This window comes from Pseudarthrobacter sp. P1 (assembly GCF_050156935.1).
In the GTDB taxonomy this organism is placed as follows: Bacteria; Actinomycetota; Actinomycetes; order Actinomycetales; family Micrococcaceae; genus Specibacter.
Genome location: NZ_CP189584.1, coordinates 3,405,919 through 3,430,791, shown reverse-complemented (window position 1 = coordinate 3,430,791; position 24,873 = coordinate 3,405,919). Strand labels below are relative to the sequence as shown.

Sequence of the window (24,873 nt, the reverse complement as noted above, 5' to 3'; positions counted from 1 at the left end):
AGTCCCGGTCTTGGTAGGGATCCTACCGAGCGCCGGGAGCCAGTGGAAATCTGTCTCAGATAGTGAGGGGGCCCCGCGGCCGCACATCCCGGGGTTCGGGGATCCGCCGCAGCACCGCCGCCAGTGCGCCGGCATGGGCCTCGGCACGGGCAACGCTGGCCGCCGAATAGCGTCCCGCGGCATCGAGCAGGTTCAGGCAGCCCAGGAAGCGCCCCCGGTGGACGACGACGGCGTTGAGGGCCGCCGTCAGCTCCAGGGCCGCCAGGACGCCGTGGTGTTCAAAGGAATCGGAGTTCACGGCCGATTCGTCCTCGGCCAGGTAGGACTCGTGGTTGTCCACACAACGCCGCAGCCACTCCGCACCCAGGACGCGGGAGATCCCGCCCACGGCGTAGACCTCCGGCAGGGAGGAATGCACGCGCACCAGGTCCCGGCTGCCCCCGCGCCACAGCGAGACTGTCACCAGCCTGGCCCCGAGCTCCCCCGCGGCGGCGCCGGCGATCCGGGCCAGCTCCGCGCCGGCGCCGGGCGGGAGCGCAAGCGCGGCATGGTCTTCAACAACGTGCAGCTGATCGCTCACGGGACGGCCTCCAGGACGCTGGGGTGGGGGTGGACCTTGGCGGCCCGGTTGAGCAGGACCACGCCGGCGAGCGCAATGGCGCCGCCCACGATCGAGGGCACGCTGGGCACCTCGCCGAGGAGCAGCCAGCCCAGCAGCAGTGAAAACACCGGGATCACGAACAGCAGCGAGCCGCCGGCCGCCACGCTGGTCGCGGCGAGGGAGACGTTCCAGAAGCCGTACGCCAGCGCGGTGCTGACCACCACCAGGACCACCAGGGCCAGCCAGAAGCCGGGCCCGGCGCCGGACGGCCCGGCCAGGGGCGGCAGCGCGTGCGCCGTCGGCAGGGTGCAGAGACCGCCCGCCAGGCTGCCCCAGAAGACCACCTCCGCGGCACCGAGCCGGCGGAAGAGCGGCTGCTGGACAATCAGGAAGACGGAGAGCAGCAGCGCCGCGGCCAGGATGTAGAGGGCGTCGGCATTGAAGCCGGCCGGCCCGCCGTCGCCGAGCGTGACCACCGCGACGCCGGCCACGGCCACGGCCATGCCCAGATAGCCCCGGCGCGTGGTCCGCTCCCGCAGCACCACGTAGCCCAGCGCGAAGGCGAACACGGGCGAGAGGTTCAGCAGCAGGCTGGTGGTTCCGGCGGGGACGGTTTCCTGGCCCAGGTTCAGCAGCAGCCCGTAGGCGGCGTAGCCCAGCAGGCCGGCGGCGAGCATCCGGGGCGCATCGCGGGCACCCAGCCGCAGGCGCTGGCGCCGCAGCAGCAGGTAGAGCCCGACGACGGCGGCGGAGCTCAGGAAGCGCAGCGGCGTGAGCGATTGGGGGTCGAGCACCTTCAAGGTTTCCCGGGTGGCCACATAGGTGGGCGCGGAAGCCAAAACCATGAGCACATCAGGCCGGCGAAGCCATCGCCACACGGGCGCCACCTTTCGATTGGGCCGGAATGGACGAACCGGCCAGGAAATCTTCCGCCCATCTATTGATGTCCGGAAGAAGTTATTCGTACACTACAACAATTAGATCGTTCGGAGTAGCAAAAGACGCGAAGGATGTGGACGCTCATATGGGTGGATCATTGCAAGCCTTGCCCGGACGGGTGCTGTCCCGAAGAAGCCTCCTGCTGGGCACCGCGGCGGCCGTGCTGGCCCCCGCCCTGCTGGGCGGCTGCGCGCTGGCCCCCAACCCCGGCGCCATGGGCCCGCCGCGCCAGGCGGCGGCCGCCCCGGGCGGCACCCTGCGCATCGCCCGGCCGCCGGCGTCGAAGGCCGAGACCCTCGACCCGGCCAGCTCGCTCTCCGCCTATGAGTACCTGGGTGCGCTGTACAACCGGCTGGTCAAGCTCTCCGCCACCGGGGAGATCCTGTCGGACCTGGCGGCGTCGTGGGAGCAGACGCCCGACGCGATGACCTGGACGTTCACGCTGCGGGACGACGCCAGCTGGCACAACGGCCTGCCCTTCACCTCCGCCGACGTGGCCTACAGCATCGCGCACATCCTGGACCCGGCCACCAAGTCCCCGCAGGCCGGCGTGCTGTCCCCGTTTGTCGGGCCCGCCTCCATCAGCACCCCCACGGCACGGACGGTGGTCTTCGCCCTGACCTCCCCCAATGCCGAGTTTGCCAGCCTGCTCACGGGCTACAACTGCTACATCATCCCGGCGGGATCGGCGGCCACCATCGGCAAGACCGGCGTCGGGACGGGCCCGTTCATGCTGCGTTCCTTCACCGCGGCCGGCCCCGGCTCCGTGGTGCGCAACCCGCACTACTTCGGCCAGACGGCCACGCTGGACGCCATCGAGTTCTCCTCCATCGCTGACACGCAGGCCCGGGTGAACGCCCTGCTGGCGGGCCAGGTGGACCTGGTGTCCCAGACCAACCTGGACTACGCCACCGCCCGCATGGTCTCCACCTCCCGGGTCGCCACGGTGTCGGCGGTCAAGAACGCCCAGTGGTACCCGGTGCCGATGCTCAACACCAGCGAGCAGTTCCGCAATCCGCTGGTGCGCCAGGCCATGGCCCATGCCTACGATCCCGACCTGGTCATGAAGCTGGCGGTCCAGGGCTACGGCACCGTGGCGCACAACAATCCCGTGCCGCCCACGCAGGCATACTACCTGGACTACGGGCTGGAGCACGACCCCGAGAAGTCCAAGTCCCTGCTGAAGCAGGCCGGCTTCGACTCCTTTGACGTGCCGATCTACACCTCCACCTACGATCCCGTGCTGACCCCGCTGGCCCTGGCCCTGCAGGGCTCCATGAAGGACGCCAACATCAACCTCACGGTGACCAATGCGTCGGCGGATTCCTACTACTCGGAAATCTGGATGCAGAAGCCGTTGATGACCACCTACTGGTACACCGGCCGGCCCATCGACCAGCTGCTGGGCCAGATCTTCTCCACCGGCTCCTCCTACAACGAGACCGCCTACGCCAACCCGGTCTTCGACCAGACGCTCGCCACCGCCCGCGCCACCGTTGACGATGCCAAGCGCAAGACGCTCTACCAGGATGCGCAAAGGATCCTGGTGGACGACGGCGGCTCCCTCACCCCCTTCTTCTCCGACCGACTGGTCGGAATCAGCCAGAAGGTGGTCAATTACACCGAATTCGGTTTCGAGTTCGACTACATCAACATTGGATTTGAGGGGGGACGATGATTTCACTCTTCGCCAAACGCGTGGGCTGGTCAGTGGTGACTGTCCTGCTGTCCACGATCCTGGTGTTCACCGCCATCCAGTCCCTGCCGGGCGACGCGGCCACCCAGATCCTGGGCCAGAACGCGACGCCGGAGGCCGTGGCCACGCTGCGCAGCCAGCTGGGCCTGGACGAGCCGGCCATCGCACGGTTCTTCCACTGGCTCGGCGGCGCCTTCACCGGCGATTTCGGCACGTCCCTGCTGGACGGCAAGAGCGTCGGGGCCGAGGTGGGGCGGGCGTTGCTGAACACCTCCCTGCTGGCCGCCGTCACCATCCTGGTGGGCATCACGCTCTCCGTGGTGCTGGGCCTGCTGGCCGGCCTGTTCCGGGACAAGTGGCCCGACGCCGCCATCTCCACGCTGGCCCTGATCGGGATGAGCGTGCCGGAGTTTGTGGTGGCCACAGTGCTTGTACTGCTCTTCTCCATCTACATCCCGCTCTTCCCGGCCGTGGTAGTGGCGGGGCAGGATGCCAGCCTGGCCGAGCTTTTGCCCTCCGTCTGGCTGCCGGCGGCGGCGCTGGTCTGTGCGCTTAGCGCCTACATCATCCGGATGATGCGCACCTCCGTCATTGACGTGATGGACAGCGATTTTGTCCTCACCGCCAGGCTCAAGGGCAACTCCACCCCGCGGCTGGTGTTCAAGCACATCCTGCCCAGCGCCATGCTGCCCACGCTCAACGTCATCGCCATGAACATCGCCTGGCTGATCGGCGGCGTCGTGGTGGTGGAGAGCATCTTCAACTACCCCGGCATCGGCACCCTGATGATCCGCTCCGTGCAGACGCGGGACCTGCCGACCATCCTGATGATCACGGTGCTCAGCGCCCTGACCTACGTTCTGTGCAATCTGCTGGCCGATCTGGCCGCCCACCTGCTCAATCCCCGGCTGCGGTTCCCAAGGAGCGCAAAATGACCACATTGACAGCACGCCCCGCCCCGGCCCCCGCGGCCCCGGGTACCCTGCGCCGGGTGGTCCGGTCGGTGCTCCGCTCGCGGATGGCAACGTTCGGTTTCGCCCTGGTGTTCCTGCACATCATCCTCGCCCTGCTGGCCCCGGCACTGACCCCCTTCAACCCCACCGCCAACGACGCCATGGTGCCGCTGGAGAACCCGGGCGGGGCCCACCTGCTCGGCACCGACGCGCTGGGCCGGGACATCCTGGCCCGCACGCTCTTTGGCGGCCAGTACGCACTGGCCATCAGCTTCAGCGCCACGGCCATCGCCGTGGTGCTCGGCTCCACCATCGCCGGGATCGCCGCCTTCAAGGGCGGGATCGTGGACGATGCCATCTCCCGGGTCCTCGACTCGATCCTGGCGGTGCCGGCCATCCTGTCCATGCTGGTCATCGTCGCGGTGTTCGGCTCCGGGCCGTGGGTGATCATCCTGGCCGTGGTGGTGGTCTACACCGGCGGCGTGACCCGGATTGTGCGTGCCGCCGCCATGGACGTGATGCCGCGCGATTACATCACGGCCGCCAGGGCCCGCGGCGAGGGCATGTTTTCCATCCTGGCGCGCGAGGTGTTCCCCAACGTCCTGGACATCATCCTGGTCGAATTCGCCATGCGGGCCTCCTGGGCGGTCCTGCTGATCAGCTCGCTGTCCTTCCTGGGCTTCGGCGCCAACCCGCCAACGCCCGACTGGGGGCTGATGGTGGCCGAAAACCGCAATCTGATGGCAGTGGTCCCCTGGGCCACGCTGTCCCCGATCGTTGCCTTGGCAACGCTGATCGTGGGGCTCAACCTCGCCGCCGACGGCCTGGCGAAGAGCTTTGGTGTCGACCGAATGAAGGAAGTGCTGGGCTAATGCGCGATCCCATTGTCAACATCAACAACCTGAGCGTCTCCTACACCTCCGGCGGCCTGAAGGTGGACGTCCTGAAGGGCATCACCCTGCGGCTGGACCGCGGCCGCGTGCTCGGGCTCGTGGGTGAATCCGGCTCCGGAAAATCCACCCTCGCCGGCACGTTCCTGGGTTCGCTGCGCAGCGGCTCGTTCATCTCCTCCGGCTCCGTGGCGGTGGCGGGGCAGGACGTGTTTTCGCTTCCGGCGCCGGCCCTGCGCCAGCTGCGCCGCACCGACGTCGCGATGGTGCCGCAGAACGCGGGCAGCGCGCTGACCCCCACCATGCGCATCGTGGACCAGATCGCCGAGGCCCTGCGCAGCCCGGAGCTGGACCGCGCCGCCAAGCGGGCCCGGGCCGAGGAGCTGCTGCGCCTGGTCCGGCTGCCCAACCCGGCGCAGGCGCTGGGCAAATACCCGCACCAGTTCTCCGGCGGCCAGCAGCAGCGCATCGGCATTGCCATGGCCGTGGCCGCCAACCCGGCACTGCTGGTGCTCGACGAGCCCACCACCGGACTGGACGTGGTGACCCAGGCGGCCATCCTGGACCTGCTCACCGACCTGGCCCGGACGCTGGACATGTCCATGGTGCTGGTCAGCCATGACCTGGGCGTCATCGACAAGATGTGCACCGACATCGCCGTGCTCCGCGACGGCCGGATTGTGGAGGCCGGGGCCACCCGCGCGGTGCTGGCCGCGCCGCAGCACCCCTACACCCAGGGCCTTCTCGCCAGCGTGCCGCGCGTGGACACCCCCGGGATTCCGCCGAGCATGGACCACGCGGCCATCGACGCCGGGGTCCAGCCCGCCGGGTCCCGGGAGGTCTACGTGCGGGCGGCGCCGTCGGGCACGCCCACCGTGCTGGCGGTCCGCGACCTCACCATCGACTACCGCCGCCGGCCCGTCCCGGGCACCGGCCCCACCGTCCAGGGCGTCAGCTTCGACGTCCATGCCTCCGAGATCGTGGCGCTGGTGGGCGAATCCGGGTCCGGCAAGTCCACCATCGCCAACGCCATCGCCGGCCTGCAGCGGACCGAGGCCGGCACCATGGCCCTCTCGGGCGGCCGCGACCTGGCCCGCACGGTGTCCGAACGGCCCAAGGGGCTGCGCCAGGCCGTGCAGCTGATCTTCCAGAACGCCGACACCTCGCTGAACCCGCGCAAGACCGTGCGGGCCGCCATTGCGCGGCCGCTGAAGCTCTTCGGCGTCCAACGGACCACCGTGGAGCAGTCCCTCGCCGAGGTGGACCTGCCGGCCGGCTTTGCCCAGCGGCTGCCGGGACAGCTCTCCGGCGGACAGCGCCAGCGCGTGGGCATTGCCCGCGCCATCGCCGCCGGGCCGTCCCTGGTGCTGGCGGACGAGATCGTCTCCGCCCTGGACGTTTCCGTGCAGTCCTCCATCCTGCGGCTGATGGACACCATGAGCAGGGAAAAGGGCATCGGCTTCCTGTTCATCACCCACGACCTCGCCGTGGTGCGGGCCGTGGCGGACCGCGTGGTGGTGCTGTACCTGGGCCGCGTGGTCGAGGAGGGGACGGTGGAAGCCATCTTCTCCGAAACCTCCCACCCGTACACCCGGCTACTGCTGGACTCGGTGATCGAGCTCGGCGACGACCACGACGCCAAGCCGCGCAACGCCAGGGACGAGATCCCGGCCGCACCGCCGGAGCACGGCTGCCCCTACGCCAGCCGCTGCCCGCTGGTCCGCGACGCCTGCCGCACCGAGGCGCCGCCGGCCATCCGCGTCAGCGCGGGGCACCAGATCATGTGCCACGCCGACATCTCCGAACTCAGCCCCAGCGCCCTCGCCCGCTAAGAAAAGGACAACAGTGAAGATCCGCACCGAGTTCCCCCACCGCACCACCGTTCTGGAGAATGTGTCCATTCCCATGAGCGACGGCGTGCGGCTGGCCGCCACCATCTGGCTGCCCGAGGACGCCGGGGCCAACCCGGTCCCGGCCTTGCTGGAATACCTCCCCTACCGGCGCAGCGACTGGACCGCACCGCGGGATGCGCAGCGCCACCCCTGGTACGCCGGACACGGCTACGCCTCGGTGCGCGTGGACATGCGCGGCTGCGGCGACTCCGAGGGCGTGATGCTGGACGAGTACCACCGGCAGGAGCAGGCCGACGGCGTGGAGGTCATCGAATGGCTGGCCGCGCAGCCGTGGTGCAGCGGCAACGTGGGCATGTTCGGCATCTCCTGGGGCGGCTTCAACGCCCTCCAGCTCGCCGCCGAGCAGCCCGAGGCGTTGAAGGCCATTGTCACGGTGTGCTCCACGGATGACCGCTACGCCGACGACGTCCACTACTACGGCGGCGCCATGCTGGGCATCGACATGACCTCCTGGGCCGGCACCATGCTCGCCTTCCAGTGCCGGCCGCCGTCGCCGTGGAACGTGGGCGGGAACTGGGAGACGCTGTGGAAGGAGCGGCTCGAGGCGCTCCAGCCGTTCTCCGAGATCTGGCTGGACCACCAGGAGCGCGACGACTACTGGCGCCACGGCTCCGTCTGCGAGGACTATTCCAAGATCACCGCCGCCGTGCTGGCCGTGGGCGGCTGGGCCGATCCATACCGCAACACCGTGTTCCGGCTGCTGGAAAACCTCCAGTCCCCCGTCCAGGGGCTGGTGGGCCCGTGGTCGCACCAGTACCCGGACATTGCCCGCACGCCCGGCCCCACCATCGGCTTCCTGCAGGAGACCCTGCGCTGGTGGGACCACTGGCTCAAGGGCAAGGACACGGCCATCATGGACGAGCCCGCCCTGCGCGCCTACCACCAGGACTCCGTCCGCCCGGCCACCCACTACCCCGAGCGGGCCGGAACCTGGGTGGGATTGGACGGCTGGCCCTCGCCGGCGGTGGGCAGCCGCAGCTTCAACCTGGCCACCGGCCTGCGCAGCCTCGCCACCGGTGCGGACTCCCTGGCGGTGGTGGACACCGAACAGCACAACGGCGTCGACGCCGCCCGCTGGTTCCCGTTCGGCAACCTCTCCGACCTGCCGCCGGACCAGCGCGCCGAGGACGGCCGCTCGGTGGTCTTCCAGACGCCGGCCCTGGAACGGGACATCAACCTGCTCGGTTATGCCCGGCTGAAGCTGCGCGTGGCCAGCAGCACGGCGCGCGCCAATGTCTTCGCCCGGCTCTGCGATGTGGCCCCGGATGGCTCCTCCACGCTCATCACCCGCGGGGCCATCAACCTGGCCCGGCGCAACGGCATGGACCGCGCGGACGAGCTGGTGCCCGGCGAGTTTGTCGACGCGGACATCCAATTCACCAGCATGGGCTGGCAGGTTCCGGCGGGCCACAGCCTCCGGCTGGCCCTGTCCACCACCTACTGGCCGTGGATCTGGCCGCACGGCGAACAGGGCAGCATCACCGTGGATGCGGCGCACAGCACGCTGCTCCTGGACGACCTCGACCCGGCGGTGGTGGGCGCGCTGACCATCGAGTTCGAGGAGCCCGAGCAGTCGGCCCCGCTGGACATCCGCCCCGGCCCTGCCCTGCCGCCACGCCCGGAGCGCGAGGTGCACTACGAACCGGCGTCCCAGACCTGGACGCTGACCGTTGACCCCAACTACGGCGGAAACCGGATCTACCCCGACGGGCTGAAGTTCGGCGAGGACGCCACGGAGCGGTACACCATCTCCGGCAACGATCCGCTCAGCGCCCGCGCCGAGTCCGAGTGGACGGTCACCATGGAGCGCGGGGACTGGGCGGTGCGGATCCAGACGCATGCCACGGTGACGGCCACCAAGGAGCACTATGTCCTGCACAACACAGTCAAAACCTACAAGGGCGACGAACTATTCTTTGAGAGAACCTTCGAAAAGAACATCGCCCGGACCAGCGCTTAATCCCAGGAAAGCGAGCAACTCCGACATGACACAGGCCGCCCAGGACCATGTGGACAGGCCGCGGGCCAAGCGGGCCGGCGAGCGCCAGCGCCATCCCACGGAGGTCCGCCGCCAGCTGGTGGTCGACGCCGCCCGGGACCTGATCGCGGACAAGGGCCTGTTCGGCGTGCAGATCCGGGACATCTCCGCGGCCGCCGGGGTGTCCCCGGGTACCATCACCTACCACTTCAAGGGCCTGGACGAGGTGCTGATGGAGGTGGTCAAGGCGGAAACTGCCAGCTTCTACGTCCCGCTGCAGGAGGGTGCACGCGGCACCGGCGATCCGGCCGCGGAGCTGCTGTACTTCCTCCGCGGCCTGTTCGGCTCGGACGTGGACGCGCGCCGGCACTGGCTGATCTGGTTCGACTTCTGGGCCGCCGCCACCCGCGACGAGCTCTACGGCCAGTGGATGACGGACCACTACGGCGCTTGGCGCGAGGCCCTGCGGGACATCACCGCCAAGGGCGTCGAGGACGGCGTGTTCACCTGCAGCGACCCGCTGCGCTTTGCCACCGAAACGGCGGCCATGGTGGATGGTCTGGCCGTGCAGTGCTACGCCCGCAATCCGGCCATTTCGGTGGAGACGTCGCGGGAACTGCTGGTCAGCTTCGTCCAGCGGGAGCTGGGCCTGGCCTAGGCGTCCAGGGGCGTTTCATGGGCCGTTTCCCGCGGTAGGGAGGCGATGTCGAACAGGGCGCGGCGCAGCTCGCGGTAGCGTTCGGCGCCCAAGGCTTCGGACCACCGCTCTTCGGTCTCGGCGATGATCTGCAGCGAGAGGTCGACGGCGGCACGGCCCGGCTGTGCCAGCACCACTATCTTGGCGCGTTTGTCGGCCGGGTCGCCGGCGAGGCCAACATAGCCCTCATGTTCCAGGTACTTCATGAATTGGCCGATTCCGGCCTTGGTGATGCTGGCGCGCTCGGCCAACTCGGTCAAGCGGATTCCTTCCGGCGGGATCAGCGACATCACCCGGTAGTGCGAGGGCCGCAGGCCCGGGATGGACCGGGCGTTGATCGTTGACCTCAAGGTCCCGAAGGCGCCGGCCAGAAGGTCTGCGATGTGCGGCAGGGAATCTGCGGGAGCGTGGTCATTGACGCCAGTCATAAAGCAACTTTACCATTTAGTTAGTAAAGCTGATTTACCAGTTGCGGTCGGCTCGGCCGCGGCCCTTTCCGTCAAAGGGGTGCACCATGCAGGCCGCCATACTCGAGAACATGGATGCACTCGGTGCCGCCTCCGTGGACGCCGGCAAGCTGGCGTCCATCGCAGCCGCCGCCCTGGGCATGCCGGCGGTGGAGCTCCTTTCGGCCAGCGCCGCGGAGATCACGTTTCCGATGTTCAACATGACCACCGGGGGCCTCTGGCGGGTCGAGGGAACCGCCCGCCCCGGATCCACCGGCAGCCGCGAGGCAATTCCCTTCAGCGCTGTCGTCAAGCTGGTCCAGTCCCCGCTGCTGTGGAGCGGCATCGGGGCGGTCCCGCCCCACGTCCGGGACGGCCTGGCGCACCATTACCGGTGGCGCACGGAGGCCGAGGTCTATGCGTCGGGGTTGGCCGACGCCATGCCCGACGGCGGCCGGCTTCCCAAGCTGTACAGCATTGAAGAATTGGATGGGCAGCGCACCGCGATCTGGCTGGAGGACGTGTCCGAATGCCCCGGCGCCGGGTGGACCGACGCCCGGTTCCGCGACGCCGCCAGGCTGCTCGGCAGGTTGGCAGGAAGCGCCGCCGTGCGGGAGCTCGGCCCGGCTGTTTCCGCGGCACGGGACGCAGACAGGCTGCGGTTCTACCTGGAGGGAGTCGGCGCGATGGTCTTCATCCCAGGCATCCGGGGCGAAGACCTGTGGCGGGTCCCGGCCGTAGCCGACGCCGCAGACCCGCAACTGATTGCCGGGCTCCGCTCGCTCACCGACCGGGCCGGCGGACTCATGGAGGAGATCATCGCCCTTCCGGCCCTGCCCGCGCACGGCGACGCCAGCCCGCAGAACCTGCTGGTCGAGAGCACCGCAGAGGGCCGGGGCGGATCCACCAGCTTCGCCGTCATTGACTGGGGCCTGTACGGAGTGGCCTGTGCCGGTTTTGACCTGGGCCAGTTGCTGGCCGGCTGGGTCAACCAGGGCGCCATGGGCGGGGAGGAACTGTACCGCCTGGAGCCGCTCTCCCTCACGGCCTATTGCGAGGGTCTGGCCGATTCCGGCACCGACGTCGCGGAAGCCACCGTGCGCCGCGGGCACGCGGCATCCATGGCCCTCTTCGCCGGACTGCAGGCCGTGGCCACCCAGCGCCTGGCCGAACCCGACTCGGCGGAATTGCGCACCCTCGTGGCCGGACGGGTGGAGATGGCCCGCTTCGTGCTGGACCTCCTGGAGTCAACGGCTCCACGGTGAGCGGCCCTGCGGCCGCTGTCAGGGCTCGTCCCGTAACCGCAGGCACGGCTCTCCCTCCGCTTGGCGGAGGGTGCCTCCCGATTCGATCGCCTTGCAATGAAACGAGAAAGCCATGAAACGCACCATTCTGCTCCGCGTGGCCTCCGCCCTGGTCGCAGCCGCCGCGCTGGCCGGGACCGTGGCAGGCCCGGCCGGGGCCGCCACCGCCCCGGCGGCCACCGCCCCGGGACCGAAGATCGTGGCCGTGACGGTCCCCCTCACCGGGACCATCGCCTCCGGTGCCGGCAGCCTGACCATCAAGGGCAACGTCGCCCTCGTCATCCAGCCGGTGGATCCGGTCCTGCCGCAGGATCCAATCCGGCCGGTCCGGGTGCTCACCGCTGTCGTGGTCCGCGCGGCCAACGCGGCGGTCAGCTGCCAGGCCGTGGGTGCCCAGCTGTTCTCCCTCACCGCCACGACGGCCCCGTTCGTCGGGCACTACGCGTTCCAGCCGCTGGATCCGGTCCGCCCGCGGGACGGCGGCGCCTGCCGCGCCCTGGGGCAGCTGTCGATCGACTACAAGCTGACCGTCAATGCCAACGGCACCATCACCGGGGCCACCGCCGTCGCCCTCGACTCCGAATAGCGCAACAGCCCGCGGGAAGGCCCGGCCGCCGGCCGCTAGCCCTGGGTCTGGGCCGCCTGGTAGGCGGCGTGGATCTTTTCCCAGGCCGGGTAGAAATCGTCCCACCAATGCGGCCAGTCCACGCTCTTGCCCTCCAGCGCCTCCTGCAGGTGGTCCAGATGGCAATGCCAGCCGGCCAGGCTCATCAGCACCACCTCCTCCGGGGCGTGCACGGCATTGGTGAACACCAGCCGGGTACCGCCGTCGGACGCCCCGCCGGAGAGCGGCACCACCTCGGCGCGGATCACCCCGTGCATGGCGTTGGAGATTTCCAGCAGCCGCCCCGGCTCGGCGGCCAGCACCTTGCCGTTCCACCAGTCCAGCTCGTTGCCCTCGCCCATGTCCTTGCCGTTGAGCCACTTCAGGTCAAAGGAGGACCCCGTGCGGGCGGTGCCGCGGGTGCGGGCCCACCACAATTCCGTCAGGGCCGGGTCCGTCAGCATGGCCCAGACCTGCTCCGCCGGGAACGCGTACTCGCGGACAAACACCAGCACCGTGGTGCCGTCGCCGCGGCGGTCCGCGTCGCCGAGCGGGTGGCGGGCCATGTCCGTGTTCAGTTCGGTGCTCATGCCTCCATCCTGCCGCATGCACCGGCGTCCGTGCACGGAATACCAAACCCGTCCGGGTGGTTGACTGGAAGGAGCGCACCCGCCGCCACCCGGGCCACCGGGACCTTCCGCCGAAGGAGCACCATGACCTCCACCGAATCCGCCGCAGCCGCCCTCACCGAGCGCTGGAACCGTTTCCGCACCGGGCGCAACGCCGCCCTGGCCGCCGAGCACGGTTGGCTGACCCTCACCTCCTTCCAGTGGCTGCCCGCCACGCCGGGGCCGCTGGAGCTGGTCGCCGGGCTCTGGAGCACGGACGGCACGACGGCGGTGCTCACCGCCGGCGCGGACGACGGACTTGAGCTTGTGGAAACCGGGGAGCCGGTGGCCGGCACCATCGAGGCCACGCTGGCCGACGAGGAATCCCTGATGTGGGTCCGGCACGGGAGCATCGTGGTGGAGCTGGCCATGCGCGCCGGCCGCTATGCCATTCGCACCCGCGACGCCCAGTCCCCGCTGTACACCGAGTTCACCGAAGTCCCGGTCTTTGGCTACAACCAGATGCTGGTGGTGGAGGGCCGCTATGAGCCCTTCGCCGAGCCGCGCACAGTGGCCATCGGCACCGCCAACCCCGAGGTGCCCGGCACCGCCGTCGTGGTGGGCGAGGTGGTCTTGGACCTGGCCGGCACCACGTACCGGCTGGCCGCGGAGGAGGGCAAGCTGGGCTCGCTGGTCATCACGTTCCACGACGACACCAATGGCGACATCACCGACGGCTGGCGCAAGCTGGAGCTGACCCGGCCCCGCCCGGACGGCACGGTGGTGGTCGATTTCAACCGCACCATCAACTACCCCAGCGCCTTCACCGACTACGGCACCTGCCCCATGCCCGTGCCCGGAAACCGCATCGAGGCCCCCATCGAGGCCGGGGAAAAGCTGCCGGAGTAGCCGCGCACAGGTTCTTGTCGGAGGCTCCCGGTAAGGTCAGGAGATTGGCGGGCGGGCTGCAGAGCCCGGTCGCCACAGGGTGCTGCCATGGCACCCGCGGCACGTGCCACACCATCTCCAACCACTGAAGGACTCCCTGCCATGATGGGCGCCCACCATGCAGCCTGCGGCGCCGCCGCCTGGGTTGCACTCACCACCCAATTCGATATCCCCCTGTCCGCGCTCCACCAGACACTCCCCCAGGTGCCCGAGCACCTCGTCCTTGGGCTGGGGCTGATCGACGTCACCCCGATGGGTGTGATCACCGGGGCCCTGGTCACCGCCGGAGCCGCACTGCTGCCCGACGCCGACCACCACAACGCCACCATCGCCCATTCGCTCCCACCTCTGTCGAACGCGCTGTGCAGCGGCATCGGCAAGGTGGCCGGCGGGCACCGCCACGGCACCCACTCCATTATCGGCATGGCAGCCTTTGCCGCGGTGGCCTGGCTGGCCGGGCTGTGGACCATGGAGGTGGCCGGGTTTGGCACCGTCTTCCCGGGCGCCGGGCTGCTGTCGGTGCTGCTGGTCTCCTTCGCTGTGAAGGTGCTGGCGTTCATCCCGGATTCGATGCAGAAATGCCCGTGGGCCTACGGGCTGGCCACGGGGCTGTTCATCATGTTCTTTGCCCCGCAGATGCAGGGCTGGTTTCCGGTGGCCATGACAGTGGGAGTGGCCGTCCACATCCTGGGCGACATGCTCACCACCGGCGGCTGCAACCTGCTGTGGCCCATCACCATCAAACCGCCGAAATTCTGGCGCAAGATCCCCATCCTGTCTTGGATCTGGCGGCCCAGCGGACACTTGGCCTTCCCGGTGCTGGGCAATGCAGGGTCCTGGCGCGAGTGGATGCTGCTGGTGCCCGTGGCCGCCTATGCGATGGGCGGCCTGGGCATGGCCGTTTTCGGCATGGGCAAAACCGGAATCCGGGCCCTGGCAAGCTCCGTGGGGCTGCTCTAGACGAGCCGCGCCGGCAGCCGCCACGCCCTGGAAGTCCCTCACGTGATGGCCGACACCCCGGTGATGGCGCGGCCGGCGATCAGCGTGTTGATCTCCTGCGAGCCCTCGTAGGTGTAGATCGCCTCGGCGTCGGCGAAGATCTTGGCCATCTTGTAGTCCGTGACGATCCCGTTGCCGCCCAGGATGGAGCGCCCGTGCGCCACGGATTCGCGCATCCGCTCGGTGGTGAAGGCCTTGGCCAGCGCCACCTGGGCCATCACCGCGCCGGGCTCCTCGTCCTGCAGCTGGGCGATCCGCACCATCATCCCCAGCGAGGCGGTGGCGTTGCCGAGCATCTGCACCAGCTGCCGCTGGATGAGCTGGAAACGGGCCAGCGGGCGGCCGAACTGTTCGCGTTCGACGGCGTACGCCCGGGCGACGTCGAACGCACCCAGCTGCTGGCCCACCGCCTGCCAGGCCACCATGATGCGCGAGCCGCGCAGCAGCACATTGGTGTCGGAGAAGGAGCCGATGGAGGCGAACCTGTCCCGCTCCGCCACGCGCACATCCGCCAGCAGGATGTGCGCGTTCTGCACCGTGCGCAGCGCGATCTTGTGCTCGATCTTGGTGCGGGTGACGCCGGGCAGGTTGGCGTCAAGGATGAAGCCGCGGATCTGCCCGGTCTCGGCGTCCTTGGCCCAGAGCAGCATGTAGTCGCAGAACGTCCCGTTGCCGATCCAGCGCTTGGCGCCGTTGAGCACCCAGTGCACGGCGCCGTCGGCCGCCACCACCTTGGTGGCGGTGGTGGCCATGCCGCCGGCCACGTCCGAGCCGTGGTCCGGCTCGGTGAGCGCAAATGCCCCGGTGGTCCGCAGCGCCAGGGCATCGGGCAGCAGGCGTTCCTTCTGCTCCGCGGAGCCGAAATCGTGCAGGGCCTGGACAAAGAGGTCGTGGTGGACCAGGAAGAAGGTGGCCAGCGAGGTGTCCACCCTGGTCATTTCCGCCACCACCAGGCCGGCGAACAGGGAGGAGAACGCGCGCCGGTCCGGGCCGGAAAGCTCCAGCGCGGCCAGCTTGGGCAGGATGTGCGAGGGGAATTCCGCTTCATCCCACCAGCCGGTGGCATAGGGCTCCACCTCGGTGGCCAGGAACTCACGCAGCTGCGCCAGCTTGTCCCGCTCGGGGGCACTGAGCAGGCGCTCGTAGGAGTAGAAATCCGCCGAGGGCAGCGAGTCCAGGGCTGCCGTCATTTGGGCTGCATCCGGATGGCGCCGTCGAGGCGGATCGTCTCGCCGTTGAGCATGGCGTTGGAAACGATGTGCTCCACCAGCGCGGCGTACTCGTCCGGCTTGCCGAGCCGGGAGGGGTGCGGCACCTGGGCGCCGAGCGAATCCTGGATGTCCTGCGGCAGGCCGGCCAGCATGGGGGTCTCGAAGATGCCGGGGGCAATGGCCATCACGCGGATCAGCGAGCGGGCCAGTTCGCGCGCCACCGGCAGCGTCATGGCGGCCACTGCCCCCTTGGAGGCGGCGTAGGCGGGCTGGCCGACCTGGCCGTCAAAGGCTGCCACCGAGGCGGTGTTGATGATGACGCCGCGCTCCGGGCCGAACTCCCCGGCCAACGGCTCGGTGGCGACGATGGCCTCCGCGGCCAGCCGGAGCACGTTGAAGGTGCCCACCAGGTTGATCTGGATGACCTTGTTGAAGGCCTCCAGCGGCAGCACGCCGTCGCGTCCCAGCACCTTGCCGGGGGTGGCGACGCCGGCGCAGTTGACCACGATGCGCAGCGGGCCCAGGCTCCCGGCGGCGGCGACGGCGGTCTTGACCTGGGCCTCGTTGGTGACGTCGGCGGGGACGAAGAGCGCGCGTCCGCCCAGCTCGGCGGCCAGTTCGGCGCCGTGGGACTGCGGCAGGTCCACCAGCACGACGCCGGCGCCGGCCGCGTGCAGCCGGCGCGCCGTCGCGGCGCCCAGTCCTGAGGCACCCCCGGTAATGAGGGCAACTGACTTCGAAATCTCCACGCATCCTCCTCGTTGAGGGCCATGCACCGACAAGTGTTAATGAAGCCTAACTGAATCGGGCGTCGGCGGGTACCGTCCGCCGCCAGGGTGCGCGGCCGGGCGGCGGCGTAACCTTGAAGTCATGGACAACGGGCACAGCGTCTGGGCGGCGCGGGCCGACGCCGCGGCCGCAGCGGTGGACACCCTGTACGGGCACCGGCTGCTCGGGCTGCCGGGCACCTGGATCGCCGCGGTGGCGCACCCCGCCCCGGCCGCCCGCTGGCCCTGGTCCGAGTGGCACTACTGGTGGCAGGCACAGTACCTGGATGTCTTGGTGGACGCCGCCGCCCGGTGCGGCGCGGACACCGGCACCGCACCGGCGCCCGGCCTGGGCCGGATCCGCGCCCTGCTGCGCACCATCCGGCTGCGCAACTTTGCCCGCTTCCGCAACGGCTATTTCGACGACATGGCCTGGCTGGCACTGGCCGCCGGCCGGGCCGGTGCCCTGGCCCGCGGGGAGGCCGGTCCGGGGTTCCGCGGCGCGCGCCGGGCCCATGCCGTGCTGGGCCGCCGGCTGGCCGCCGGGCACAGCGAGCGGCTGGGCGGGGGCATCTACTGGTCCACCGCCCGGGACTACAAGAACACGCCCGCCAACGGCCCGGCCGCGCTGTACTTTGCCCGCGCCGGGTCCACGGCCACGGCGCGCTCCCTGGTGGACTGGCTGCGCACCGAGCTCTTCGATCCCGTCCAGGGCCTGTACCTGGATGGGGTCCACCCCGTGGGCGAAGACCCGCTCGGCGGCAAGCACGACGGCACCGGTGGCGGCCAGGAGTGGGGCCGGGAGGTGGAGCGGACCATCTACAGCTACAACCAGGGGCCCGTCCTCGGCGCTCTGCTGGAGCTCGGCGGGCCGGCGTACCTGGGGCAGGCCGCGGAGCTGGTGGGCGCCATTGCCCGGGAGCTGACCGTCGACGGCGGTCCGGGGGCCGGGCGGCCGCTGGTTCTGCACGGCGCCGGCGACGGCGGCCTCTTCACCGGCATCCTGCTGCGGTATCTGGCACTCGCCGCCATCCATCCCCAGCTCCCGCCCGGCACCCGCAAGACCGCGGCGGAGCTGGTCCTCGACACCGCCCTGGCACTCTGGGCCGCCCGCCGGCCGGAGCCGTTCCTGGCCTTCCCCCAGGACACAGGCGCGCCCGCCGCCGACAGCTTTGCGCAGGCGGATGCCGTCGGGCTGTCCTCGCAGCTGCAGGCCTGGATGGCCTTCGAAGCGGCCGCCGCCGTGGCCGTGGATTCGGCGGCCGATTCGGTTGCCACGGGCAAATAGCCAAAGGAAATGTGCCGTAATTGATGTGATACTGCTCACAAAATGGATAATTTGGGCCGGAAATTAGGAATGCCTAACCTACAGTTCTTTCTGTGAGCCAGCTGTGCTTTCCTGGCCCGCCCCTACTTCCCCGCCGAAAGGTCCACCCTCGTGAAGCAGTACTTCAAGCCGGCCGCCGCCCTGGCCGCCGCCACCGCCGCAGTGCTGGCACTCTCCGCCTGCGGCAGCAGCGCCCCGGCCACGTCGACGTCGCCGGCCCCGTCCTCCGCCAGCGCCGAGGGCATCACCGTCTACAACGCCCAGCACGAGTCCCTGACCCAGGCCTGGGTTGACGCGTTCACCAAGGAAACCGGCATCAAGGTGACCCTGCGCAACGGCGACGACACCGAGCTGGGCAACCAGATCAAGGCCGAGGGCAAGAACTCCCCCGCGGACGTCTTCCTGACCGAGAATTCCCCGGCAATGGCGCTGGTGGAGAACGCCGGCCTGTTCGCCGACGTCGACAAGGACACCGTCGCCCAGGTGCCGGCCGAGTACCGCCCCTCCACCAACAAGTGGACCGGCATCGCCGCCCGCAGCACGGTGTTTGCCTACAACACCACCAAGCTCACCGAGGACCAGCTGCCCAAGTCCATCATGGACCTGGCCACCGACAGCTGGAAGGGCCGCTGGGCGGCATCGCCCTCCGGCGCCGACTTCCAGGCCATTGTCTCGGCCATGCTGGAGCTCAAGGGCGAGGACGCCACGCTGTCCTGGCTGAAGTCCATGAAGGAGAACTCCAAGGCCTACAAGGGCAACTCCACCGCCATGAAGGCCGTCAATGCCGGCGAGGTGGAGGGTGCCATCATCTACCACTACTACTACTTCGGCGACCAGGCCAAGACCGGCGAGAACTCCAAGAACGTGGCCCTGCACTACTTCAAGAACCAGGACCCGGGGGCGTTCGTCTCCATCTCCGGCGGCGGCGTGCTGGCCTCCAGCAACCACCAGTCCGAGGCACAGCAGTTCCTGAAGTTCATCACGGGCAAGGCCGGCCAGGACGTGCTGCGCACCGGCGAATCCTTTGAGTACCCCGTTGGCAGCGGCGTTGAAGCCAACCCCAAGCTGACCCCGCTGAAGGACCTGCAGGCCCCCAAGGTTGACCCGGCCAAGCTGAACAGCCCCAAGGTCTCCGAGCTGATGACCGCGGCAGGACTACTGTAGTCATAGTGAAAAGTTCGACGACGGCCCGGCGGCTCCCTGCCGCGGGGCGGATTCCAGCGGGGGGACGGGGCATGCGCTCCGGCCCCCGCTGGCCGTCGTCGTGCTCTGCGCCGCGATTGCCCTCTTTGCCCTCATCCCGCTGGGGTATGTGGTCCAGATGACCATCGCCGCCGGTTGGGACACCATCGCCGCGCTGGTCTTCCGGCCCAAGGTCGGCGAGCTGCTGGCCAACACCGTGGGCCTGATCGCCGTCACCGTGCCATTGTGCGTGGTGCTGGGGGTCGGCGCCGCCTGGCTGGTGGAACGGACCACGCTGCGCGGGCACAAGTTCTGGGCCATCGCGCTGGCGGCGCCGCTGGCCATCCCGGCGTTCGTAAACAGCTACGCCTGGGTCAGTGCCATCCCTTCCATCGGAGGCCTGTGGGGCGGTGTGCTGATCGCCACGCTCTCCTACTTCCCGCTGGTGTACATCCCGGCGGCCGCCACGCTCAGCCGGCTGGACCCCGCCCTGGAGCAGTCCGCCGCCTCGCTGGGCCTAGGTGCCTGGCCGAGCTTCTTCCGCGTGGTGCTGCCGCAGCTGCGCCTGGCCATGGCGGGCGGGGCCCTGCTGGTTTCGCTGCACCTGCTGGCCGAATACGGCGCCTTTGCGATGATCCAGTTCGACACCTTCACCACCGCCATCTACTCGCAGTACCAATCCACCTTCAACGGAGCCGCGGCCAATATGCTCGCCTCCGTCCTGGTGGTGATGTGCCTGGTGCTGCTGCTGGCCGAGACCCGCTCCCGAGGCTCTGCCCGCTACGCGCGCATTGGTTCCGGAACCCAGTCCGCCTCCACTCGACTGGGCCTGCACGGCTGGCAGCTGCCGGCCCAGCTGGGGCTGGCGGCCCTGGTGGCCCTGGCCGCGGGCGTGCCGCTGTTCCACGTGGTCCGCTGGCTGGTGGGCGGCGGCGCCGCGGTATGGGGCCGGCCCGAGCTGGTGTCCTCCATTGCCCAGACCTTGGGCTATGGGTTGGCCGGCGCCCTTGCGACAACGGTGCTGGCCTTCCCGCTGGCCTATCTGGTGGTGCGGCACCCGGGCTGGTTTGCCAAGGTTTTGGAGGGATCAAACTACATCAGCTCCTCCATGCCGGGCATTGTGGTGGCTCTGGCCTTTGTCACCATCACCGTCCACAGCTTCCCGGCCATCTACCAAACCTCCTTTGTGCTGGTTGCGGCATATGTCCTGCTGTTCATGCCCCGCTCCCTGGTGAATCTGCGTGCGGGCCTGGCCCAGGCGCCACGCCAGCTGGACGAGGCGGCCCGGGCCCTGGGCAAGCCGCCGTTCATCGCGTTCCTGCGCGTCACGCTGCGCCTGAGCGCCCCAGCCGCCGCCGGCGGCGCCGCCCTGGTCTTCCTGGGCATCACCAACGAGCTCACCGCCACGCTGCTGCTCTCCCCGAACGGGACGACGACGCTGGCCACCGAATTCTGGGCTCTCTCCAGCGAGATCGACTATGCCGGTGCGGCCCCCTATGCCCTGCTGATGATCCTGCTCTCGGCCCCCATGACCTATCTCCTGTTTGTGCAATCCAAGAAAGCGGCCGGCAAGTGACCCATTCGCAGCTCCCCGCCCCGCGGCCGGAATACGCCGACGGCCAGCGCATCTCCGCCGCCATTGCCGCCAGCACCGACACGCACCTGCAGGTCTCCGGCGCCACCAAGTCCTTCGAGGGCACCGCGGTGCTCAAGGGCGTGGACATCTCCGTCTCCAAGGGCAGCACCACCGCCATCGTGGGCCCGTCCGGCTCCGGCAAGACCACGCTGCTGCGCCTGATCGCCGGCTTCGAGGCGCCCGACGGCGGCACCATCGCACTGAACGGCACCCCGGTGGCCGGCGGCGGGGCCTGGGTTCCGGCGCACAAGCGCCAAGTGGGCTACGTGGCCCAGGACGGCGCGCTGTTCCCGCACCTAAGCGTCGGCGCCAACGTCGCCTTCGGGCTGGCCAAGCGCGGCAAGGCCGCCCGGGACAGGGTGGCGGAGCTGCTGGAGATGGTCTCGATGGATCCGGCCTATGCCAGCCGGCACCCGCACGAGCTCTCCGGCGGTCAGCAGCAGCGGGTGGCTCTGGCCCGCGCCCTGGCCCGGGAACCGGAACTGATGCTGCTGGACGAGCCCTTCAGCGCCCTGGACGCCGGGCTGCGCGCCGCGACCCGGCGCACCGTGGCCGCCACGCTGGCCCGGGCCCGCGTCACCACCATCCTGGTCACGCACGACCAGGCCGAGGCCCTGTCCTTCGCGGACCAGGTGGCCGTCATGCGCGATGGCCGGCTGGCCCAGATCGGCAACCCGTTTGTGGTCTACACCCGCCCCGCGGACCGCGAGACGGCGGAATTCCTGGGCGACGCCGTGATCCTCGAGGCGTGGCTGGAGGGCTCGCTGGCCCTCTGCTCACTGGGCGGGATCGCCGTCCGCCGCCCGCCCGCCCAGGGCCTGGTGCAGCTGATGCTCCGCCCCGAACAGATCCGCATCGCCCCCGACGGCCCCATCCGCGGCACGGTGGTGGAGACGGACTACTTCGGCCCGGAGACCACTGTGCGCATCAAGCTGCATCCGCTGGCCGTAGACCCCACCCGGCCGGTGGACCCGCACCAGCCCAAGGGCGGGGAAGTCATCACCATCCGGCACTGGAACGCCGGCCTGGCCCGGATGGGCACCGAGCTGAGCCTGCGCGTGGTGGGCGAGGGCGTCGCGTTCCCCTACGCCTGAGAAACCCCGGTGGTCAAGCTGGGCCCCCGGCCGCGCGGGACCCTCAGCGAGCTTGCGAGCTGTGGGAGCGGCTGGGGAACGAGACCCGGGTCCACCGCGGCCGGCGCGCATCCACCAGCACCACCACACCCAGCATCGCCGTGCCCAGGAACACCGAAGCCAGCACGTCGGTGGGCCAGTGGTAGCCCAGGTAGACCCGGCTGAGGGCCACCAGTGGGATGAGCACGACGGCGGCGGCCGCCAGAGCCCTCCGGCGCCACGCGGTGGACCGCCGGGACAGCATGAGGTAGGCGAGCACCAGCAGGAACACAGTGGCACCGAATGTATGCCCCGAGGGGAATGAATAGGCATCGTCGGGCCCCATGAGCATCTGCGGCGTGGGCGGGCGGCTGCGGGCCAGCAGGTGCTTGATGGTCCAGGACACCGCCACCGTGGACGCCATGGCTGCCATCAGCAGGCCCGGCCGCCACACTTCCCTCCGCACCAACGCCCAGATGGCGGCGAAGCCGATGCCAATGACCGTCAGCCAGGTGGGCGAGGAGACGGTGGTGATGGCCTCCAGCACGGTCGTGGCTGCCGGGGTCCGGGCATCCACCAGCCATTGGTGCAGACCAGGGTCCAGCAGCGCCAGCCCGGAGCCGGAGCCGACCATCACGGCCACCGCGGCAAACAACACGCTTCCCAGTGCCAGCGGCAGGCCCGCGGACAGACCCCGCGGGGGACGCCGTCGTGTGCGGGCGGGCGGGGCTGTGAGGCGTTCGGAAGTCATCCATCCATCGTCCACTGCACTGCTGGACGATTCCTGACCGGTCCCTGACCGTAAGCTGAATGCCGACTGTGGCCTGTGTCAGTCCTTGGGGCGGCGCTTCTGCGGGTAGGGCGTCTCACCGCGGGAGAGCATGTCCACGAAGCCGGCGATCTTCTTCGCCCGGGCCGCGGCGGTGCGCACCGTGCCCACCCGGTAGATCAGCGCGTAGCGGTTGGTGGCCGTCAACACCTCGAACATCGCCGTGGCCCGTGCGTTTGCGGCAATCGCCGCGGCCAGATCCTCCGGCACCTCGGCGGTTCCCTGGCCCGCGTACGCCGCCTCCCAGCGCCCGTCGGCCTTCGCCGCGTCCACGGCGGCCTGCCCGGCCGGGCACATCAGCCCGGCGCTCTGCAACCTGGCGACATGTTCAACATTGTTCTTTGACCATTTGCTCCGCTGCGTGCGCGGGGTGAACCGCCTCAGGTGGCTGCCCTCGTCCCGGCTGCCCGCCACCCCGTCGATCCAGCCGAAGCACAGCGCCTCGTCCAGCGCCGCGGCATAGTCCAGCTTCGTGACGGTTCCACCCTTCTTGTGCAGCACCAGCCGCACGCCCGGGCTGTCCGCATGGTGCCGGCCAAGCCAGGCGCGCCACGCCGGCGCATCGGGGAGCAGCAGTTCGGGAAGTTGGTCCGCCATGCGCCCAAGCCTAGCGCTCGAGGGGCCCCGGCGGAGCGGAGCGACGCTGGGCAGAGCGCTGGGCGCTAGCGCTCGAGGGACCCCGGCGGAGCGGCGCTGGTGAGGGCGGTAGGCGGTACCGTTGGCGTGGCCCGGCGAGCGTGGGGCCGCAACTTCCGGTACAACTGGAGTATGAGCGTTCGCACCCCCGACCCCATGCCAGGCTGGCTCTCCGACGACGACCTCTACGAGGCGCGCAGCCGGCTGCCCATGCTCTACGTCGAGGCGGTGCCCGTCCGGCTGGACCCGCTGGGCTATGTCAGCGAGGTGGGATTGCTGCTCCAGGCCGACGACGACGGCACCATGGTCCGCTCGCTGGTCTCGGGCCGCGTGCTCTACCGCGAGACGGTCCGGGCCGCGCTGCTGCGCCATCTGGAGAAGGATCTGGGGCCCCTCGCCCTGCCGCAGCTGCCCATCAGCCCCGTGCCGTTCACCGTGGCCGAGTACTTCCCCTCCCCCTCGCAGACCGGCTTCACGGACGAACGCCAGCACGCCGTCGCCCTGGCCTATGTCATCCCGGTGACCGGCGAGTGCACCCCCCGCCAGGATGCCCTGGAGCTGACCTGGATGACGCCGGCGGAGGTCCTCGGCCCGGGTGTCCAACAGGAATTTGTCGGCGGCCGCGGCGAGCTGCTGCGCCAGGCCCTCGCCTTCGCCGGATACAACGGTTAGCCCCATGGACGCTGATCCGTTGGAAAGCCTGGTCCCCGGCGCCGGCATCACCACCCCGGCCGGTGAAGAGGTGCTGGTCACGGCCGTGCACTGGGAGCGCGATGACTATGGCCAGCCCGCGCTGGCCGTCGTGGAGTACGACGGCGGCAGCGTGCGGATAGCGGCCGGCACGCATGCCGCAGTGCTTGCCGGTGCGGCGGCATCCGACACCCTGTCCCCGGACGGCGTCGCGGTGAAGCCGCGGCCCGCCGTCGCCCCCAAGGCCCCGCCGGCCACCGATCCGGCCGTGCTGGACGCGGTGCTGGCTGCCGCGGCCTCCGCCCACGGTGCGCACGATACGGTGCAGCGGCTGGCCGCCCGGCTGGCCAAAGGCCTGAACCCGCGGTCCGGGGCCAACCTCGCCGATGCCCGGGACCTGGCGCAGGTGCTCTTCGTCCGGCTGGACGATCCCGCCAATGCCCGCGCCATCGCCAGCCTCTTGACGGATCTGCCCTACGACGGAACCCCTGGCCGGTGGGCCTCCATCGAGCACGCCCTGTCGCTGCTGCACTACATGGTCCGCACCGAGGAGCCGCTGCTGGCCGAGCAGCTCTCCTACGCGGTGCGCGCCCCGGAGCGGTTGGAGCTGGATGCGTTCCGGGCCAAAACCAGCGCCGAGGTCCGCCAGCGCACGCTCAACGCCCCCAATTTGTACGACAAGGAAATCCTTCGTGCCGTGGACTCCGGGGACAAGTCCGCCGAGCTGGAATGGCGGGAGCTGCGGCTGAACGTGCTGCTGCACCTGCTGGCCCACGGCGGCTCCCAGACCATGCCTGACGCTGAGCTTGAGCGGCGCATCGCGGCCGAGCTGGAGGCGCTGCGGGCCGGCTGGGCCCACCGGGAGACGCCCGGCCCGGCAGCCGCCGTCGTCCGTCCCTAGCCGCGC

At 69.9% G+C, this 24,873-nt stretch carries 24 protein-coding genes; 16 read left to right on the top strand and 8 right to left on the bottom strand.

Annotated features, from left to right (window positions below; translation table 11 throughout):
• Window positions 1-55 precede the first annotated feature (55 nt).
• Window positions 56-580 carry a hypothetical protein gene (locus tag ACQCSX_RS16230; RefSeq protein ID WP_427016297.1) on the bottom strand — a complete coding sequence of 175 codons (525 nt, stop codon included), beginning with the start codon at window positions 578-580 and terminating at the stop codon, window positions 56-58.
• Window positions 577-1,446 (bottom strand): DMT family transporter, encoded by an 870-nt coding sequence (locus tag ACQCSX_RS16225; RefSeq protein ID WP_427016296.1) that lies wholly within the window; start codon window positions 1,444-1,446, stop codon window positions 577-579. Before ACQCSX_RS16225 ends, ACQCSX_RS16230 begins: the two co-directional genes overlap by 4 nt.
• A 179-nt stretch (window positions 1,447-1,625) precedes the next feature.
• On the opposite strand from ACQCSX_RS16225, the gene ACQCSX_RS16220 reads away from it, so the two are divergent.
• The 6 genes from ACQCSX_RS16220 to ACQCSX_RS16195 are packed head-to-tail and all read left to right on the top strand — an operon-like array spanning window position 1,626 to window position 9,628.
• A complete protein-coding gene (locus ACQCSX_RS16220) occupies window positions 1,626-3,218 on the top strand; it encodes an ABC transporter substrate-binding protein (protein WP_427016295.1) in 1,593 nt (530 codons plus the stop codon).
• Entirely contained in the window at window positions 3,215-4,171 is a 957-nt protein-coding gene (locus ACQCSX_RS16215) for an ABC transporter permease (RefSeq protein ID WP_427016294.1), read from the top strand. The genes ACQCSX_RS16220 and ACQCSX_RS16215 overlap by 4 nt, the downstream gene beginning before the upstream one ends.
• Window positions 4,168-5,061, top strand: a complete 894-nt coding sequence (locus ACQCSX_RS16210) for an ABC transporter permease (protein WP_427016293.1) — start codon at window positions 4,168-4,170, stop codon at window positions 5,059-5,061. Before ACQCSX_RS16215 ends, ACQCSX_RS16210 begins: the two co-directional genes overlap by 4 nt.
• Complete coding sequence (locus ACQCSX_RS16205; protein ID WP_427016292.1) at window positions 5,061-6,911, top strand: ABC transporter ATP-binding protein; 1,851 nt, start codon at window positions 5,061-5,063, stop codon at window positions 6,909-6,911. The genes ACQCSX_RS16210 and ACQCSX_RS16205 overlap by 1 nt, the downstream gene beginning before the upstream one ends.
• Window positions 6,912-6,924: 13 nt before the next feature.
• A complete protein-coding gene (locus tag ACQCSX_RS16200; RefSeq protein ID WP_427016291.1) occupies window positions 6,925-8,952 on the top strand; it encodes a CocE/NonD family hydrolase in 2,028 nt (675 codons plus the stop codon).
• 25 nt (window positions 8,953-8,977) lie between these two features.
• Window positions 8,978-9,628 (top strand): TetR/AcrR family transcriptional regulator, encoded by a 651-nt coding sequence (locus ACQCSX_RS16195; protein WP_427016290.1) that lies wholly within the window; start codon window positions 8,978-8,980, stop codon window positions 9,626-9,628.
• On the opposite strand, the gene ACQCSX_RS16190 is transcribed toward ACQCSX_RS16195, so the two are convergent.
• Window positions 9,625-10,095, bottom strand: coding sequence for a MarR family winged helix-turn-helix transcriptional regulator (locus tag ACQCSX_RS16190; RefSeq protein WP_427016289.1), 471 nt, complete (start codon window positions 10,093-10,095; stop codon window positions 9,625-9,627). The two genes, ACQCSX_RS16195 and ACQCSX_RS16190, sit on opposite strands and share 4 nt — an antisense overlap.
• A gap of 86 nt (window positions 10,096-10,181) precedes the next feature.
• Here ACQCSX_RS16190 and ACQCSX_RS16185 point away from each other — a divergent pair, with 86 nt between their 5' ends.
• Both ACQCSX_RS16185 and ACQCSX_RS16180 read left to right on the top strand, forming a co-directional pair.
• The gene (locus tag ACQCSX_RS16185) at window positions 10,182-11,378 is read left to right on the top strand and encodes a phosphotransferase (protein ID WP_427016288.1); all 1,197 of its coding nucleotides are present in this window, start codon (window positions 10,182-10,184) and stop codon (window positions 11,376-11,378) included.
• Between the two features lie 112 nt (window positions 11,379-11,490).
• Entirely contained in the window at window positions 11,491-12,003 is a 513-nt protein-coding gene (locus ACQCSX_RS16180) for a hypothetical protein (RefSeq protein ID WP_427016287.1), read from the top strand.
• 35 nt (window positions 12,004-12,038) lie between these two features.
• Here the strand turns inward: ACQCSX_RS16180 and ACQCSX_RS16175 are convergent, their stop codons facing one another.
• The gene (locus ACQCSX_RS16175) at window positions 12,039-12,611 is read right to left on the bottom strand and encodes an SRPBCC domain-containing protein (RefSeq protein WP_427016286.1); all 573 of its coding nucleotides are present in this window, start codon (window positions 12,609-12,611) and stop codon (window positions 12,039-12,041) included.
• A 123-nt stretch (window positions 12,612-12,734) separates the two neighbouring features.
• Between ACQCSX_RS16175 and ACQCSX_RS16170 the strand changes: the two genes are divergently transcribed.
• On the top strand, window positions 12,735-13,538 hold the full coding sequence (locus ACQCSX_RS16170; RefSeq protein WP_427016285.1) for a DUF1684 domain-containing protein: 804 nt from the start codon (window positions 12,735-12,737) through the stop codon (window positions 13,536-13,538).
• 141 nt (window positions 13,539-13,679) lie between these two features.
• Entirely contained in the window at window positions 13,680-14,537 is an 858-nt protein-coding gene (locus tag ACQCSX_RS16165) for a metal-dependent hydrolase (protein ID WP_427016284.1), read from the top strand.
• Between the two features lie 38 nt (window positions 14,538-14,575).
• On the opposite strand, the gene ACQCSX_RS16160 is transcribed toward ACQCSX_RS16165, so the two are convergent.
• Window positions 14,576-15,766 (bottom strand): acyl-CoA dehydrogenase family protein, encoded by a 1,191-nt coding sequence (locus tag ACQCSX_RS16160; protein ID WP_427016283.1) that lies wholly within the window; start codon window positions 15,764-15,766, stop codon window positions 14,576-14,578.
• Window positions 15,763-16,536 carry a 3-hydroxyacyl-CoA dehydrogenase gene (locus tag ACQCSX_RS16155; RefSeq protein WP_427016282.1) on the bottom strand — a complete coding sequence of 258 codons (774 nt, stop codon included), beginning with the start codon at window positions 16,534-16,536 and terminating at the stop codon, window positions 15,763-15,765. The genes ACQCSX_RS16160 and ACQCSX_RS16155 overlap by 4 nt, the downstream gene beginning before the upstream one ends.
• A gap of 121 nt (window positions 16,537-16,657) precedes the next feature.
• On the opposite strand from ACQCSX_RS16155, the gene ACQCSX_RS16150 reads away from it, so the two are divergent.
• The 4 genes from ACQCSX_RS16150 to ACQCSX_RS16135 all read left to right on the top strand — a co-directional run bounded on the left by ACQCSX_RS16150 (window position 16,658) and on the right by ACQCSX_RS16135 (window position 21,793).
• Window positions 16,658-17,842 carry a glycoside hydrolase family 76 protein gene (locus tag ACQCSX_RS16150; RefSeq protein WP_427016281.1) on the top strand — a complete coding sequence of 395 codons (1,185 nt, stop codon included), beginning with the start codon at window positions 16,658-16,660 and terminating at the stop codon, window positions 17,840-17,842.
• Window positions 17,843-17,992: 150 nt separating this feature from the next.
• A complete protein-coding gene (locus ACQCSX_RS16145) occupies window positions 17,993-19,045 on the top strand; it encodes an iron ABC transporter substrate-binding protein (RefSeq protein ID WP_427016280.1) in 1,053 nt (350 codons plus the stop codon).
• Window positions 19,046-19,202: 157 nt separating this feature from the next.
• The gene (locus ACQCSX_RS16140; protein ID WP_427019076.1) at window positions 19,203-20,639 is read left to right on the top strand and encodes an ABC transporter permease; all 1,437 of its coding nucleotides are present in this window, start codon (window positions 19,203-19,205) and stop codon (window positions 20,637-20,639) included.
• 50 nt (window positions 20,640-20,689) lie between these two features.
• A complete protein-coding gene (locus ACQCSX_RS16135; protein WP_427019075.1) occupies window positions 20,690-21,793 on the top strand; it encodes an ABC transporter ATP-binding protein in 1,104 nt (367 codons plus the stop codon).
• Between the two features lie 43 nt (window positions 21,794-21,836).
• On the opposite strand, the gene ACQCSX_RS16130 is transcribed toward ACQCSX_RS16135, so the two are convergent.
• Together ACQCSX_RS16130 and ACQCSX_RS16125 are read right to left on the bottom strand one after the other, a co-directional pair.
• Complete coding sequence (locus ACQCSX_RS16130) at window positions 21,837-22,562, bottom strand: phosphatase PAP2 family protein (protein WP_427016279.1); 726 nt, start codon at window positions 22,560-22,562, stop codon at window positions 21,837-21,839.
• Between the two features lie 78 nt (window positions 22,563-22,640).
• Window positions 22,641-23,237, bottom strand: a complete 597-nt coding sequence (locus ACQCSX_RS16125; RefSeq protein WP_427016278.1) for a YdeI/OmpD-associated family protein — start codon at window positions 23,235-23,237, stop codon at window positions 22,641-22,643.
• Between the two features lie 171 nt (window positions 23,238-23,408).
• Between ACQCSX_RS16125 and ACQCSX_RS16120 the strand changes: the two genes are divergently transcribed.
• Window positions 23,409-23,948 carry an NUDIX hydrolase family protein gene (locus tag ACQCSX_RS16120; protein WP_427016277.1) on the top strand — a complete coding sequence of 180 codons (540 nt, stop codon included), beginning with the start codon at window positions 23,409-23,411 and terminating at the stop codon, window positions 23,946-23,948.
• Between the two features lie 4 nt (window positions 23,949-23,952).
• Window positions 23,953-24,867, top strand: coding sequence for a DUF6707 family protein (locus ACQCSX_RS16115; protein WP_427016276.1), 915 nt, complete (start codon window positions 23,953-23,955; stop codon window positions 24,865-24,867).
• Window positions 24,868-24,873: the final 6 nt, after the last annotated feature.